The sequence below is a fragment of the Geopseudomonas sagittaria genome, assembly GCF_900115715.1.
In the GTDB taxonomy this organism is placed as follows: Bacteria; Pseudomonadota; Gammaproteobacteria; order Pseudomonadales; family Pseudomonadaceae; genus Geopseudomonas; species Geopseudomonas sagittaria.
In genome coordinates this window covers 1-14,330 of sequence record NZ_FOXM01000004.1, presented here as the reverse complement: position 1 = coordinate 14,330, position 14,330 = coordinate 1, and the positions used below count along the sequence as shown (strand labels likewise).

At 64.7% G+C, this 14,330-nt stretch carries 12 protein-coding genes; 8 read left to right on the top strand and 4 right to left on the bottom strand.

What is annotated here, in order from left to right; translation table 11 throughout:
* Window positions 1–2,124, top strand: coding sequence for a 3'-5' exonuclease (locus tag BM297_RS06040; RefSeq protein ID WP_092429324.1), 2,124 nt, complete (start codon window positions 1–3; stop codon window positions 2,122–2,124).
* 279 nt (window positions 2,125–2,403) lie between these two features.
* On the opposite strand, the gene BM297_RS06035 is transcribed toward BM297_RS06040, so the two are convergent.
* The 3 genes from BM297_RS06035 to BM297_RS06025 form a co-directional block, all read right to left on the bottom strand.
* Complete coding sequence (locus BM297_RS06035) at window positions 2,404–3,201, bottom strand: Crp/Fnr family transcriptional regulator (RefSeq protein ID WP_092429322.1); 798 nt, start codon at window positions 3,199–3,201, stop codon at window positions 2,404–2,406.
* 104 nt (window positions 3,202–3,305) lie between these two features.
* Window positions 3,306–3,578 carry a TfoX/Sxy family protein gene (locus BM297_RS06030; RefSeq protein WP_092429320.1) on the bottom strand — a complete coding sequence of 91 codons (273 nt, stop codon included), beginning with the start codon at window positions 3,576–3,578 and terminating at the stop codon, window positions 3,306–3,308.
* 131 nt (window positions 3,579–3,709) lie between these two features.
* Window positions 3,710–5,251, bottom strand: coding sequence for a bifunctional aminoglycoside phosphotransferase/ATP-binding protein (locus BM297_RS06025; RefSeq protein ID WP_092429318.1), 1,542 nt, complete (start codon window positions 5,249–5,251; stop codon window positions 3,710–3,712).
* A gap of 114 nt (window positions 5,252–5,365) precedes the next feature.
* Between BM297_RS06025 and mrcB the strand changes: the two genes are divergently transcribed.
* From mrcB to BM297_RS06010, 3 genes are all read left to right on the top strand, one after another.
* On the top strand, window positions 5,366–7,711 hold the full coding sequence (gene mrcB, locus BM297_RS06020; protein WP_092429857.1) for a penicillin-binding protein 1B: 2,346 nt from the start codon (window positions 5,366–5,368) through the stop codon (window positions 7,709–7,711).
* 92 nt (window positions 7,712–7,803) lie between these two features.
* Window positions 7,804–8,463 carry a tetratricopeptide repeat protein gene (locus tag BM297_RS06015; protein WP_245768221.1) on the top strand — a complete coding sequence of 220 codons (660 nt, stop codon included), beginning with the start codon at window positions 7,804–7,806 and terminating at the stop codon, window positions 8,461–8,463.
* A complete protein-coding gene (locus BM297_RS06010) occupies window positions 8,463–8,792 on the top strand; it encodes a YqcC family protein (RefSeq protein WP_092429314.1) in 330 nt (109 codons plus the stop codon). Before BM297_RS06015 ends, BM297_RS06010 begins: the two co-directional genes overlap by 1 nt.
* 33 nt (window positions 8,793–8,825) lie before the next feature.
* On the opposite strand, the gene BM297_RS06005 is transcribed toward BM297_RS06010, so the two are convergent.
* Window positions 8,826–9,260, bottom strand: coding sequence for a DUF4124 domain-containing protein (locus tag BM297_RS06005; RefSeq protein WP_092429312.1), 435 nt, complete (start codon window positions 9,258–9,260; stop codon window positions 8,826–8,828).
* Window positions 9,261–9,662: 402 nt separating this feature from the next.
* Here BM297_RS06005 and BM297_RS06000 point away from each other — a divergent pair, with 402 nt between their 5' ends.
* The 4 genes from BM297_RS06000 (at window position 9,663) to pssA (ending at window position 13,906) form a co-directional block, all read left to right on the top strand.
* Window positions 9,663–11,387: an acetolactate synthase 3 large subunit gene (locus BM297_RS06000; RefSeq protein WP_092429310.1), complete on the top strand. Its 1,725-nt coding sequence runs from the start codon at window positions 9,663–9,665 to the stop codon at window positions 11,385–11,387.
* A gap of 2 nt (window positions 11,388–11,389) precedes the next feature.
* A complete protein-coding gene (ilvN, locus tag BM297_RS05995) occupies window positions 11,390–11,881 on the top strand; it encodes an acetolactate synthase small subunit (RefSeq protein ID WP_090308324.1) in 492 nt (163 codons plus the stop codon).
* Between the two features lie 43 nt (window positions 11,882–11,924).
* The gene (gene ilvC, locus BM297_RS05990) at window positions 11,925–12,941 is read left to right on the top strand and encodes a ketol-acid reductoisomerase (protein WP_090308321.1); all 1,017 of its coding nucleotides are present in this window, start codon (window positions 11,925–11,927) and stop codon (window positions 12,939–12,941) included.
* Window positions 12,942–13,078: 137 nt separating this feature from the next.
* Window positions 13,079–13,906, top strand: coding sequence for a CDP-diacylglycerol--serine O-phosphatidyltransferase (gene pssA / locus BM297_RS05985; protein ID WP_092429308.1), 828 nt, complete (start codon window positions 13,079–13,081; stop codon window positions 13,904–13,906).
* Window positions 13,907–14,330 lie beyond the last annotated feature (424 nt).

Genomic DNA, 14,330 nt, shown 5'->3' with positions numbered 1-14,330 from the left:
ATGCGCCCCTGGCTCGCTTTTGCGTTGCGACTCGCTGGCCTCTGCGCGCTGGCGGGCGGGCTGCTGGGCTTGGTCGGTCTGCTGCTCTGGCTCGACCTGACGGCGGCCGAGCGCAACCTGTTGCAGGCCCTGCTGGTCGGGCGCGGCGCGCTGCTGGTCTTGCTCGGCCTGCTGCTCCTGGCCGTACTCGGTGCGCTGCTGCGGCTCTGGCACTCGGCCTACCCGGCGGCGGCCAAACGCCTGGAAGAGGAGGTCGGGATCATTCACCGGGTCAATCCGCAGCATCGGGTGGCCATCGGCGGTGCCAAGCCGATGCGCCGCCTGGGGCACGCGCTGAATGACTTCGCCGCGGCCTACGACGCGCAGCGGCAGGACGTCGAGGGCCGCATCGCGCAGACCAACGCGCGCCTGGAGCAGGAGAAGAACCGCCTCGCCGCGCTGATGTCCGAACTCGCCCAGAGCGTGCTGGTGTGCAATGTCGAGGGCCGCATCCTGCTCTACAACCCGCAGGCCAGCCAGTTGCTGGAAGGCCGGGAGGCCGGTGCAGTGGGACTGGGTCGTTCGCTGTTCGGCATCCTCGACCAGCGCCTGATCGCCCATGGCCTGGAGAAGTTGCGCCAGGGCCTGGAACAGGGCGCCAGCCCGGTGGCGCATTTCGTTACCGCGCACGCGACTCAGCTGCTGCGCGCACGCATGGTCCCGGTGCTGGGACAGCCGGGCGAATTGATCGGCTTCGTGCTGATTCTCGAAGACGTCACCCAGAGCGTGGAATTGGCCAGCCGCCGCGAGCACCTGCTGCGCCAGCTCACCGAAGGCAGTCGCGCGGCCCTAGCGAATATCCGCGCGGCGGCGGAGACCCTGCAGCAATACCCGGAAATGGATGCCACGCACCGCCAACGCTTCGGCGAGGTCATCCGCGACGAGGCCGAACGCTTGTCCCTGAGCCTGGAGCAGGGTCTGGCGCGCCACGGCGACCAACCCGGCGGCCAATGGCCGTTGGAGGAGATGCTGGCCAGCGATCTGCTCTGCGCCCTGCAACGCAACTTCAGCACCACCCTGGGCCTGAGCGTGCGCTGCCAGGACAGTGGCGAGCCGCTCTGGCTGAGCCTGGACAGCTATTCCCTGGTGCAGGCGCTGACCCAGGTGATGGATGCCCTGGCCGTCGCCTGCGCCATCCATGCGGTCGACCTGAAGCTTTCCACCGTCGGGCGCTTCGCCCGCCTGGCACTGTGCTGGGCCGGCGAGCCGCTCGAGCCGGGCCTGCTGCACCAGTGGGAGGAGCGAGCGTTGAGCTTGGGGGGCGCCGATCCGGCGGGCTGCACCCTCAAGGATCTGCTCGAGCGCCACGGCGGCGAACTCTGGAGTCAGGCCGACCGCGTCAGCGGGCACAACCGCCTCTACCTGCAATTGCCGATCACCTTGCCGCACCCCGCCGCGCCGGCGCCGGTCCTGCAGGGACGGCCGGTGTATTACGACTTCGACCTGTTCAGCCAGCCGGGGCAGACCCCCGAACTCGACGAGCGACCGCTGCGCGAGTTGGCCTACACGGTGTTCGACACCGAGACCACCGGTCTGTCGCCCTCCGAGGGCGACGAGATCATCTCGATCGGCGCGGTGCGTATCGTCAACGCGCGCCTGCTCAAGCAGGAGTGCTTCGAGCAGTTGGTCGATCCGCGTCGGTCGATTCCGCGCGCCTCGCAGCAGGTGCACGGGCTGTCGTCGCAGATGCTCGCCGGGCAGCCGACCATCGAGCGCGTATTGCCACAGTTCCAGCGCTTCGCCGAGGATACGGTGCTGGTCGCGCACAACGCCGCCTTCGATATGCGTTTCCTCCAGCTCAAGGAGGCGCAGACCGGGATCCGCTTCATCCAACCGGTGCTCGACACCCTGCTGCTGTCGGCCTTGGTGCATCCCGGGCATGCGGCCGACGAGCATCGCCTGGAGCAGATTGCCGCCCGCCTCGGGGTGAACGTGATCGGCCGGCATACCGCGCTGGGCGATGCCATGGTCACCGGCGAGGTGTTCCTCAAGCTGATCCCCCTGCTCGCCGAGCGTGGCATCCACACCCTCAGGCAGGCCCGCGAGGCTTCGCGGAAGACCTACTACTCGAAGCTGGAGTATTAGTGGGCGGTAGCAGGACGAAGCGCACTGCAGTTCGAGCAGGCAAAAAAAGACCCGGCAAGAGCCGGGTCAAAACCGTGATTAGCCTGATGAGGAGATAAGCCGAGGAAACGACAACCCCGATTATCGACCAGTCTCGCGACTAGTCGTGATTATGATAATTGGTCTCATTTGAGAGTCAAGTGCATTTGTCGCTACCGAGGCGATGCGTTGCGATTTCCATGGGCATGAAAAAAGGCGACGGGAACGCGTCCGGTCGCCTTGGGATAAGTCGCGGCTGGCTCAGGCGTCGCGGTCGCTGCGCAACTGGGTGACTTCCTGGTTGAGCAGATGGATGCGCCGGGCCAGGCTTTCGATCAGGCTGTGGGCAATCCGCGGGTTGCTGTGCATCAGGCTGATGAACTGCTCCTTGGGGATTACCATCACGGTGCAGGGCTCGCTGGCGATTACCGTGGCGCTGCGCAGTTCGCCAGTGAATACCGCCATGGCGCCGAAGATCTCGTCCTTCTGCACGTCACCGACTCGGTGGCCGTCGACGAAGGCTTCGGCGTGGCCTTCGACGATGATGAATACGTTGTCCGCCTCGTCGCCCTGGTGGATCAGCTCTTCGCCGGCGGCGTAGTGCTGGAAGCCGGTACTAGGGCGCAGGTCGGGCTGGCGCAGACGGGCGAGAGCATCGGAGAGCAGGCCGATCTGGCCGACCAGATACTGGGTGAATAGCTCCTGGCGCCGGCTATCGGTATGGATGTGGGCGAGCACGGCATTGCGCGAGTAGGGACGCAGGCGCACCGGGTCTTCGCAGCTGTAGCGACAGACGGGCAGGTCGAGTCCCTGGCGCAGGCCGAGCAGGTCACCCTCGCAGAGGAAGAACACCGGTCGCTCATCCACCCACGCCTGCAGCAGGCCGCTTTCGATGACATACAGCTGGTTGCCCGCCAGCTCGACACCGATATCCTGCTGGTCGGCGATCTCCAGTGTCGGTCCCGCCGGCTCGAGGCCCTCCAGCAGTTGATTGGGCAGGCTCTGCAGGTGGTTGATCAGTTGATCGGCATAGGCCGGTTGCTCGCCGGTCAGGTACATGGGCGCGATTCCTTGAGGGGGCAGGTCGAACGGTGGCGCCAAGCGCTCACAGACAATAGGGCTTTCGCGATGCCAGGTAAAATGACGACTGCGGAGGTTGTGAGCTAGCTCTTGTTGCGTGGGTCCTGAGCGGTGAGCTGGGCCAGCAGGCTGGCCTTGTGTTCGTGGCTCAGCTCGCTCCAGTGCCGGTCGAGCAGGGCGCCTTCGATCGAGTAGAGCAGCACCCGCGAGGCATTGAAGCCGCGGGCCAGTACCGCCCGGTAGGCGGCGACCGCGCCGCGGCGGCGCAGCTCGCTGGCGCTGTGGATGCCGACGGCATGCAGCCAGAGGGTGGAGGTCTTGCCAAGGTTCTTCAGCTGCAGCAACTCATCGTTCATTCCGCTCCCCCCTTGCCCCGGATCTGTCCGTCGCCCGGCTACGCCTGCCGATCACGCCTAGCAAACAAGTCTAGTTGGCGTCGGGAAGCCCGCGACTACCGTCAGTCGCGGGCTGCAGGGGGTGGTAAACGTCAGAAACCAGGCAGGTGGCTGCGGATGCGCTCGATCAGGCTGTCGAGGCTGGCCGCTTCGTGGGTGGCGATGCGGCCGCTGTGAGTCTGTTCGGCGTCGCTCAGTGGCTCGCGGCCAGCCTCCTGGGCGTGGATGACCTCCAGGGTGGCGTCGGACGGGTCGCGCCCCTCGACCTGGCGCTCGGCCAGCCAGGCGGCGATGACGGCTTCCGGGGCATGACAGTCGAGGATCAGGAAAGGCACGCCGGTCTGCTCGGCCACGGCATGGGCCGCCTGACGCTGGGCCTGCTTGAGGTAGGTGGCGTCCAGCACCACCGGGAAGCCGGCCTGGAGGATGTCGGCGGCGTGCTGGTGCAGGTGGTTGTAGGTGGCCAGGGTCGTGGCGCTGGCGTACAGCTCGGCCTCGTCGGCTGTCGGGAACAGGCGCTTGCGCTCGACGTCCGAGCGCAGACGGATGGCGCCGAAGGCCTCCACCAGGCGCATGGCGACATGGCTTTTGCCGACCGCGGAAACGCCGTGGGTGATGGCCAGGAAGCGGGCCGGGATGGCGCTGTAGCTTTCCGCCAGGGCGGCGTAGTTGCGGTACTGGCGCAGGATCACCACGCGCTCGACCGGATCCTGCTCCTGGGCCAGGCGGAACAGGCTGATCTTGGCGCGGACCATGGCGCGGTAGGCCTTGTAGAACGGCAGCAGGGTCAGCCCCCGGTAGTCGCCGGTCAGTTCCAGGTAGGCATTGATGAAGCGCCGCGACAGCGACTTGAGGCCGCGATCCTCGAGATCCATGGCGAGGAAGGCGGCGTCGCTGATCACGTCGATCAGGCGGAAGGGCTCGTTGAACTCGATGCAGTCGAACAGCAGGACGTGGTCGTCCAGCAGGGTGACGTTGGCCAGGTGGATGTCGCCGTGGCATTCGCGGATGAAGCCGTCGATCTTGCGCTGATCGAGCAGCGGCTGCAGGCGGGTGAAGGTGTCCTCGGCCCAGGCCTCGAGATGCTCGAGCTGGGTCAGGTCGGCGGCGTCCTCGAGCAGCGGGCGGATCTGTTCGAAGTTCTGCCGCACCGGGGCCATCACCGCCTCGGCGCTGCCCAGCTCGTGTTCGACGGGGACACGCTTGGCCTCGGCGTGCAGGTCGGCGATTTCCCGTGCCAGCGCGTCGATGTGCGCGGGCATCAGCTCGCCACGGGCCAGCACGTTGGACAACAGGCCGCTCTGCGGGAACTGGCGCATCTTCAGCACGTGGTCGAGGACCGGTCCGTCGCCACCGAGCTGCGGTGCCTCGAGGCTGCCGGTGACCGGCAGGACCTCCAGGTAGATGTCCGGGGCGGTGCGCTGGTTGAGGCGCAGTTCCTCGTGGCAGAAGTGCTCGCGGGCCTCGCGACTGCTGAAGTCGAGAAAGCCGAAGTTCACCGGCTTCTTCAGCTTATAGGCATAGGGGCCGGTGAGCAGGACCCAGGAGATGTGCGTCTCGATGACTTCGAAGCCCTCTACCGGGTGCGGGTACAGGGCGGGATTCTGCAGGGCTTCGATCAGGGACTGGGACACAGGCGATCCTTTTCATCGGGAACTTGTCTAAACGCTCATTATGGCGACTGTGTCCCGTCGTGCAAACCGTCGGGCGTGCCGTCCGCCTTGGGCTAACTGCGTATAATGCCGAACATGACAAGATCCCGTACCCCCGCTCCCCGCAACTCCCGTTCACGCAAAAAACCGGCGCGCGCGTCCCGGCCATGGTTGGGCTGGCTGCTCAAGCTCGGCCTGGTCGGTCTGGTGCTGTTCGCCGGCCTGATGGTCTATCTCGATGCCGTGGTCCAGGAGAAGTTCTCCGGCAAGCGCTGGACGGTGCCGGCCCAGGTCTACGCCCGTCCACTGGAGCTGTTCGCCGGCCTCAAGCTGGCGCGCGAGGACTTCCTTGCCGAGCTGCAGGCGCTCGGCTACCGGCGTACGCCGAAGGTCCAGGGTCCCGGCGAGCTGCTGGTGAGTGGTAGCCAGGTCGAGCTGCACACCCGAGGCTTCCAGTTCTATGACGGCGCGGAGCCGGCGCAGCGCTTGCGGGTGCGCTTCTCCGGCAACCAGGTGGCCGGCCTCAGTCAGGCCGATGGTGGGTCGCTGGCGGTGGCGCGCCTGGAGCCGCTGCTGATCGGCGGGCTGTATCCGGCGCACAACGAGGATCGCATCCTGATCCAGCTGGATCAGGTGCCGCCGTACCTGCTGGAAACCCTGATCGCGGTCGAGGACCGCGAGTTCTACAACCATTTCGGCGTGTCGCCCAAGTCGATCGCCCGGGCCATGTGGGTCAACACCACCTCCGGTGCGCTGGTACAGGGCGGCAGCACCCTGACCCAGCAGCTGGTGAAGAACTTCTTCCTGACCAACGAGCGCAGCCTGACCCGCAAGGGCACCGAGGCGCTGATGGCGCTGCTGCTAGAGCTGCATTACGACAAGCCGCAGATTCTCGAGGCCTACCTCAATGAGGTCTTCCTCGGTCAGGACGGTCAGCGTGCGATCCACGGCTTCGGTCTGGCCAGCCAGTACTTCTTCGGCCAGCCGCTGAGCGAGCTGCGCCTGCATCAGGTCGCGCTGCTGGTGGGCATGGTCAAGGGACCGTCCTACTACAATCCGCGCCGCTACCCGGAACGGGCGCTGGAGCGGCGCAATCTGGTGCTGGATCTGCTTGCGGAGCAGGGCGTGGCGAGTGCCGAGGAAGTGGCGCGGGCGAAGAAGGCGCCGCTGGAGGTCAGCAGTCGTGGCAGCCTGGCCAACACCTCGTACCCGGCCTTCCTCGACATGGTCAAGCGCCAGCTGCGCCAGGACTACCGCGACGAGGACCTGACCGAGGAGGGGCTGCGTGTCTTCACCAGTCTCGACCCGATCCTGCAGCGCAAGGCCGAAGCGGCCATGGCCGACACCCTCAAGCGTCTGGGTGGACGCAAGGGCGTCGACGAAGTCGAAGCGGCGATGGTGGTGACCAACCCGCAGACCGGCGAGGTGCAGGCGCTGCTCGGCAGTCGTCAACCGCGCTTTGCCGGCTTCAACCGGGCGCTGGATGCGCAGCGGCCGATCGGCTCGCTGATCAAGCCGGCGATCTATCTGGCGGCGCTGGAGCGGCCGAGTCAATTCACCTTGACCAGTTGGCTGGAGGACGAGCCGTTCTCGATCAAGGGGGCCGATGGCCAGGTCTGGCAGCCAAAGAACTACGATCGGCAGGCCCATGGCTCCATCTTCCTCTACCAGGGGCTGGCGCAGTCCTACAACCTGTCGACCGCCAAGCTCGGCCTTGAGCTGGGTGTGCCTGAGGTATTGAAGACCGTCGCGCGGCTGGGGGTCGAACAGGACTGGCCAGCCTATCCATCGATGCTGCTGGGGGCTGGCTCGCTCAGCCCGATTCAGGTGGCGACCATGTACCAGACCCTGGCCAACGGCGGCTTCAGCACGCCGCTGCGCGGGATTCGCAGTGTGTTGACCGCCACCGGCGAGCCGCTCAAAGGCTATCCCTACGAGGTGCAGCAGCGCTTTGATCCGGGGGCCATTCATCTGGTTCAGGAAGCCATGCGCCGGGTGATGCGCGAGGGGACGGCGCGTTCGGTATACAACCAGTTGCCGTCCTCGCTGACCCTGGCCGGCAAGACCGGCACCAGCAACGACTCGCGTGACAGCTGGTTCGCCGGTTTCGGGCAGGATCTGCTGGCGGTGGTGTGGATGGGCCGCGACGACAACGGCAAGACCCCGTTGACCGGGGCGAGCGGTGCGTTGCAGGTGTGGGCCGGCTTCATGCGCACGGCCACCCCCGCGCCGCTGGACAGGACCCCGCCGGACAACGTGACCCTTGCCTGGGTCGATCCCTACAGTGGGCGGGGTGCCGATCAGAGCTGCGTGGGCGCGGTGCAGATGCCGTATATTCGCGGCAGCGAACCGCCGCCTGGCCCGCCCTGCGGAATTCCGCAGCAGTTGCACGAGCCCGTCGAGCAGGTGATGGACTGGGTGCGTGGCTGGCTGGAGCAGTGATGGCACTCCGGGCTGCGGTTGCTTGTCCAATATCGCAGGCGTGCGGCTCGCTGCGGGGTGGTTATGGGTCATTCATGGCAAGGAGACTGGATGTGAACAAGGGTTGGTTGGTGCCGCTGGCGCTGTTGCTGCTGGCAGGTTGTGCGACGCCGGTTCAGCGTGGCTCGATTCCGGTAGTGGAGGCGGGCAGGCCGGTCGGTGCCGGAGGCGTCGCGGTTGCCCGTGCGCCGGCGGTACAGCCGCAGATGGCGCCACGCGCGCAGCCGCAGGACTCCGGCGTGGTGGTCATGGTTCCGGAGGGCGCGGCCTCGGCGCCTATTCAGACGTTCCCGGCGGCGACCTCGGGCGCGCCGATCAGCACCGGCGGCGGTTCCGGCAGTGCGCCGCCAGCGGGCTCTGGCTCGGTCACCCTGGCGGCCGATGAGCGGCTCGATGGGCCGGTGCTGGCGTTGCTGACGTCGGCGCAGCAGATGGAGCGCAGTGGCAACCTCGCCGGGGCGTCGGCCAGCCTGGAGCGGGCGCAGCGTATCGCACCGCGCGAGCCGCAGGTGCTCTATAGGCTGGCCGAGGTACGTCTGGCGCAGGGCGATCCGGTCCAGGCCGAGCAGTTGGCACGCCGTGGTCTGACCTACGCCGGCGGTCGGCCGGCGCTGCAGGCCAGCCTGTGGGAGCTGATTGCCCGGGCACGCGAGCAGCAGGGCGATGCCGCGGGTGCCGCCCAGGCGCGCCAGCGCGCCAAGGTTCAGCTTTGATGGATGCGCGCCTGCCGGCTCTGGCCGATCAACTGCTGCTGATCGAGCGCGAGTTGCGCCTGCTCGGCTGGTGGGCACCGGCGGCGCCGGCGGTGGAGCGTCTGGCCAGTGCCGAGCCGTTCTGCGTCGACACCCTGGCGTTCGAGGAGTGGCTGCAGTGGATCTTTCTGCCGCGCATGAAGGACATCATCGAACAGGGCGTGGGCTTGCCGGCGGCCTGCGCGATCCGGCCGATGGCCGAGATGGCCTGGGCGGTGGAGGGGGCAAGGGTGACGGTGTTGCTTGAGTTGCTGGAAGAGTTCGATCGGCTGATCAATACGGCCGCCTGAGGACGGCCGCGGGATTGCGGGTGGTCGGGCGGATTATTGGCAATGCTCGCCGATGGCCTTTTCCGCCTCGGCGATCTTGGCCTGGCGTTCGTCCTCGCTGACGCGGCGCATCTCGCCATTCACGTCCATGCGCAGGCGCGGGTTGTTGCGCAGCTGAGCCAGGCTGGTGCGCACGCTCACGCAGTAATCGGCGCGCTCCTTTTCCTTGGCGGCGACTTCCTTGCGCACGCGCGCGTCGATATCCGCCTGTGTCGGGTCGCTGTCCTGGCCCGGCGAGGCCGGTGTCGCGACCGGGGTCGGGCTGGGCGGCTGCTTGGCGGGCGGTACTAGGGAGGCCTGGCCGGCCTGTGGCGGCTGCGCGGTGAAGTGGGTGATGCCCTGCGCGTCGACCCACTTGTAGATCTGTCCGGCGCAGGTCGCGCTGGCGCAGCCGAGCAGCAGGCTGGCGAGAAGAAGGGTGCGACGCATGCTGAATCCTTGTCGTGAAGGGGGAAAGTCCGCGCAACTATACCCAAAAGTGCTGCCCGGGCATTCTGCGCTGGGTCACAGCTGGACAGGCTCCAGCAGTCAACTTCGGCTTGACTTGCCGGCGGCTAATCCGAACAATCTGCGATTCGCTGTAGTGAGTCTGACTGTTTCCGGCTCCTCGGCAGACCATGTGGTGCACACCCGCGCCGCCCAAGCCAGGCCCTGTCACGCGTTACCTCGCGCCGGGGTGGGAGTTTTCCGTAACAGCAGGAGCGCTCCCGATACTCGCTAAGTCAGCAGCTGACGTCGCCGGCGACTACCGTTGCCCATGCTCTGCCTGGCAGTTAACCGAACTTCGGTCGCCCCTCCGAGGGTGTTTCTCAGGCGTTCTAGAGGTGAAACGTGGAGCTTTTATCAGGCGCTGAAATGGTCGTCCGCTTCCTGCGCGACGAAGGCGTGAAGTACATCTACGGGTACCCGGGTGGTGCCCTTCTGCATATTTACGATGCCCTGTTCAAGGAAAAGGCGATCGAGCACATCCTCGTCCGCCACGAGCAGGCCGCGACCCATATGGCCGATGGCTACGCTCGCGCGACCGGCAAGGCCGGCGTGGTGCTGGTCACCTCGGGCCCGGGGGCGACCAATGCTATCACCGGCATCGCCACTGCCTACATGGACTCGATCCCGATGGTGGTGCTGTCCGGCCAGGTGCCGAGCACCATGGTCGGTACCGATGCCTTCCAGGAAACCGACATGGTCGGCATTTCCCGTCCGATCGTGAAGCACAGCTTCATCATCAAGCATCCGTCGGAAATCCCCGAGGTGCTGAAGAAGGCCTTCTATATTGCCGAGTCCGGCCGCCCCGGTCCGGTGGTGGTGGATATCCCCAAGGACATGACCAACCCGGGCGACAAGTTCGAGTACGTCTATCCGAAGAAGGTCAAGTTGCGCTCCTACGGCCCGGCCGTGCGTGGCCACTCCGGGCAGATCCGCAAGGCGGCGGAAATGCTGCTAGCCGCCAAGCGACCGATCGTCTACTCCGGCGGCGGCGTGATCATGGGCCATGCGGCTGCGCCGCTGACCGAGCTGGCGCGCCTGCTCAATCTGCCGGTGACCAATACCCTGATGGGCCTCGGCGGCTATCCGGGCAGCGACCGCCAGTTCCTCGGCATGCTCGGCATGCACGGCAGCTACACCGCCAACCTGACCATGCACCATGCCGACGTGATTCTGGCCGTGGGTGCGCGCTTCGATGACCGGGTAATCAACGGCGCACCGAAGTTCTGCCCGAACGCGAAGATCATCCACATCGACATCGATCCGGCGTCGATCTCCAAGACCATCAAGGCCGACGTGCCGATCGTCGGTCCGGTGGACAGCGTGCTGACCGAGATGGTGGCGATCCTCAAGGAAATCGGCGAGAAGCCAAGTCCGGAAGCGCTGGCCAGCTGGTGGAAGCAGATCGAGGAGTGGCGCGGCCACCGCGGCCTGTTCCCCTACGAGAAGGGCGACGGCAGCATCATCAAGCCGCAGACCGTGATCGAGACGCTGTGCGAGGTCACCCGCGGCGATGCCTTCGTCAGCTCCGACGTCGGCCAGCATCAGATGTTCGCGGCGCAGTACTACAAGTTCGACAAGCCCAACCGCTGGCTCAACTCCGGCGGTCTCGGCACAATGGGTTTCGGTCTGCCGGGTGCCATGGGCGCCAAGCTGAACTTCCCGGAGGCCGACGTGGCCTGCGTCACCGGCGAGGGCAGCATCCAGATGAACATCCAGGAGCTGTCGACCTGCCTGCAGTACGATCTGCCGGTGAAGATCGTCAACCTGAACAACGGCTCGCTGGGCATGGTGCGCCAGTGGCAGGACATGGTGTACAGCGGCCGTCACTCGCACTCCTACATGGAGTCGCTGCCTGATTTCATCAAGCTGGCCGAGGCCTATGGTCACGTCGGGATGCGCATCACCGAGCTGAAGGACCTCAAGCCGATGATGGAAGAGGCCTTCGCGCTGAAGGATCGCCTGGTGTTCCTGGATATCCAGGTGGATGCCACCGAGCACGTATACCCGATGCAGATCAAAGACGGCTCCATGCGCGACATGTGGCTGAGCAAGACGGAGCGCACCTGATCATGCGACACATCATTTCCCTGCTCCTGGAAAACGAGCCCGGCGCGCTGTCGCGTGTGGTTGGTCTGTTCTCCCAGCGCAACTACAACATCGAGAGCCTGACCGTGGCGCCGACCGAGGACCCGACCCTGTCGCGTCTGACGTTGACCACCATCGGCCAGGACGAGGTGATCGAGCAGATCACCAAGAACCTCAACAAGCTGATCGAAGTGGTCAAGCTGGTGAACCTGTCGGAAAGTGCGCATATCGAGCGCGAGCTGATGCTGGTCAAGGTCAAGGCCACCGGCGCGCAGCGTGCCGAGATAAAGCGTACCGCCGACATCTTTCGCGGCCAGATCGTGGATGTCACCAGCAGCGTGTATACCGTGCAGCTGGCCGGCACCAGCGACAAGCTCGACAGTTTCATCCAGGCCATCGGCACTGCCTCGGTCCTGGAAGTGGTTCGCAGCGGTGTCACCGGCATCGCTCGTGGCGACAAGACACTAAGCATCTGATTTTGAACAGGCCCGATGGGCCGCACTGCACCGAGGGTTTTCCATGCACGTTTCCTACGACAAAGACTGCGATCTGTCGATCATTCAGGGCAAGAAGGTTGCCATCATCGGCTACGGCTCCCAGGGCCATGCGCATGCCTGCAACCTGAAAGACTCCGGCGTTGACGTGACCGTTGGTCTGCGCGCCGGCTCGGCCAGCGTGGCCAAGGCCCAGGCCCACGGCCTGAAGGTTGCCGAGGTTGCCGAAGCCGTTGCCGCGGCGGACCTGGTGATGATCCTGACTCCGGACGAGTTCCAGGGCCGCCTGTACAAGGACGAGATCGAGCCGAACCTGAAGAAGGGCGCCACCCTTGCCTTCGCTCATGGCTTCTCCATCCATTACAACCAGGTTGTGCCGCGTGCCGACCTCGACGTGATCATGATCGCGCCGAAGGCGCCGGGTCACACCGTGCGTTCCGAGTTCGTTCGCGGCGGCGGCATTCCTGACCTGATCGCCATCTATCAGGACGCTTCCGGCAATGCCAAGAACGTTGCCCTGTCCTACGCCAGTGGCGTCGGCGGCGGCCGTACCGGCATCATCGAAACCACCTTCAAGGACGAGACCGAAACCGACCTGTTCGGCGAGCAGGCCGTGCTGTGCGGTGGTTGCGTCGAGCTGGTCAAGGCTGGTTTCGAGACTCTGGTTGAAGCCGGCTACGCGCCGGAAATGGCCTACTTCGAGTGCCTGCACGAGCTGAAGCTGATCGTCGACCTGATGTTCGAAGGCGGCATCGCCAACATGAACTACTCGATCTCCAACAACGCCGAGTACGGTGAGTACGTCACCGGTCCGGAAGTGATCAACGCCGAGTCGCGTGCTGCCATGCGCAATGCCCTGAAGCGCATCCAGAACGGCGAGTACGCCAAGATGTTCATCAGCGAGGGTGCCACCAACTACCCGTCGATGACCGCCTACCGTCGCAACAATGCTGCCCATGGCATCGAAGTGGTCGGCGAGAAGCTGCGCGCCATGATGCCGTGGATCGCTGCGAACAAGATCGTCGACAAGACCAAGAACTAAGGTCTAAGGCGATGAAAAGACGCGGCTACGGCCGCGTTTTTTCTGCCTGTCATTCTGCTATAAAGCCGTAGGTGGCCGGCCTGTGGCGAGAGTGGTTCCGGTCAGTCGAAACGTCATTGTGAACAAGGTGTGTACCCATGAGCGAACAACCCGGTGAGCCGAACAAGGCGCCCGAAAGCGACAGCCTGCTGCCGATCGATGAGCATGTCGAGGAGGGGCAGGACGCCGAGGGGCGCAAGGTCAGGCATCGTGGTGTCTATCTGTTGCCCAACCTGTTCACCACGGCCAACCTGTTTGCCGGATTCTTCTCGATCGTCAGTGCCATGAATGGCAAGTACGAGATTGCGGCGATCACCATCTTCGTCGCCATGGTGCTGGACGGTCTCGACGGGCGTGTGGCGCGCATGACCAATACTCAGAGCGCTTTTGGTGCCGAGTACGACTCGCTGTCGGACATGGTCGCTTTCGGTCTGGCGCCGGCCTTGCTGGCCTATCAGTGGGCATTGTCCGGCCTCGGCAATGTCGGCTTGACCGTCTCCTTCATCTATACAGCCTGTGCGGCCCTGCGTCTGGCGCGGTTCAATACCCAGATCGGCAAGGTCGACAAGCGTTTCTTCATCGGCCTTGCCAGTCCGGCGGCTGCTGGGGTGGTGGCCGGTACCGTCTGGGCGCTGAAGGATCTGGGTGTCGATGGTGTCGATATGCCGGTACTGGTGGTGCTGCTGTTTGCCCTGCTGGTTGCGGCGGCTGGCGCCTTGATGGTCAGCAATATCAAGTACCACAGCTTCAAGGATTTCGACATGAAGGGGCGGGTGCCCTTTGTTGCCATCCTGGTCGTGGTCCTGGTGTTTGCGGTGATCTTCAGTGACCCGCCGCGCATCCTGCTGCTGATCTTCCTTGCCTATGCCGCTTCTGGGCCGGTCCAGCGCCTGCTGCAGGTACGTCGCCGCAAGCAGATCGAGTAATTTCGAGAATTGTGGTCAGGAGGTGTTGACAGCATTTTTCCAGGCTGTATTATTCGCCTCCTCGCTGCAGTGGCCCCCGGGTTGTCTCAGCGGAAGAGTTACGCAAGTGGTTGAGTAGAAAAGAAAATTTCGAAAAACGCTTGACAGGTTGCAAGGCTGCTGTAGAATTCGCGGCCTCGGTTGAGACGAAAGACTTGATCGAAACGCTCTTTAACAAGTTGAATCAAGCAATTCGTGTGGGTGCTTGTGAGATAAGACTGATGGTCGCAAGATTATCAGCGTCACAAGTAGTCTCGTGAATTCATGAGTTTATTTGCGATTGCTGAGCCAAGTTTAGGGTTTTCTCAAAACCCGCAATGATGTGAACTGAAGAGTTTGATCATGGCTCAGATTGAACGCTGGCGGCAGGCCTAACACATGCAAG

Bases quoted from the DNA above. Each gene is read 5' to 3' on its own strand.
- mrcB (WP_092429857.1), top strand. From the start codon at position 5,366: ATGACAAGATCCCGTACCCCCGCTCCCCGCAACTCCCGTTCACGCAAA.
- BM297_RS06010 (WP_092429314.1), top strand. From the start codon at position 8,463: ATGGATGCGCGCCTGCCGGCTCTGGCCGATCAACTGCTGCTGATCGAG.
- BM297_RS06030 (WP_092429320.1), bottom strand. From the start codon at position 3,578: ATGAACGATGAGTTGCTGCAGCTGAAGAACCTTGGCAAGACCTCCACC.
- ilvN (WP_090308324.1), top strand. From the start codon at position 11,390: ATGCGACACATCATTTCCCTGCTCCTGGAAAACGAGCCCGGCGCGCTG.
- BM297_RS06040 (WP_092429324.1), top strand. From the start codon at position 1: ATGCGCCCCTGGCTCGCTTTTGCGTTGCGACTCGCTGGCCTCTGCGCG.
- BM297_RS06005 (WP_092429312.1), bottom strand. From the start codon at position 9,260: ATGCGTCGCACCCTTCTTCTCGCCAGCCTGCTGCTCGGCTGCGCCAGC.
- BM297_RS06035 (WP_092429322.1), bottom strand. From the start codon at position 3,201: ATGTACCTGACCGGCGAGCAACCGGCCTATGCCGATCAACTGATCAAC.
- pssA (WP_092429308.1), top strand. From the start codon at position 13,079: ATGAGCGAACAACCCGGTGAGCCGAACAAGGCGCCCGAAAGCGACAGC.
- ilvC (WP_090308321.1), top strand. From the start codon at position 11,925: ATGCACGTTTCCTACGACAAAGACTGCGATCTGTCGATCATTCAGGGC.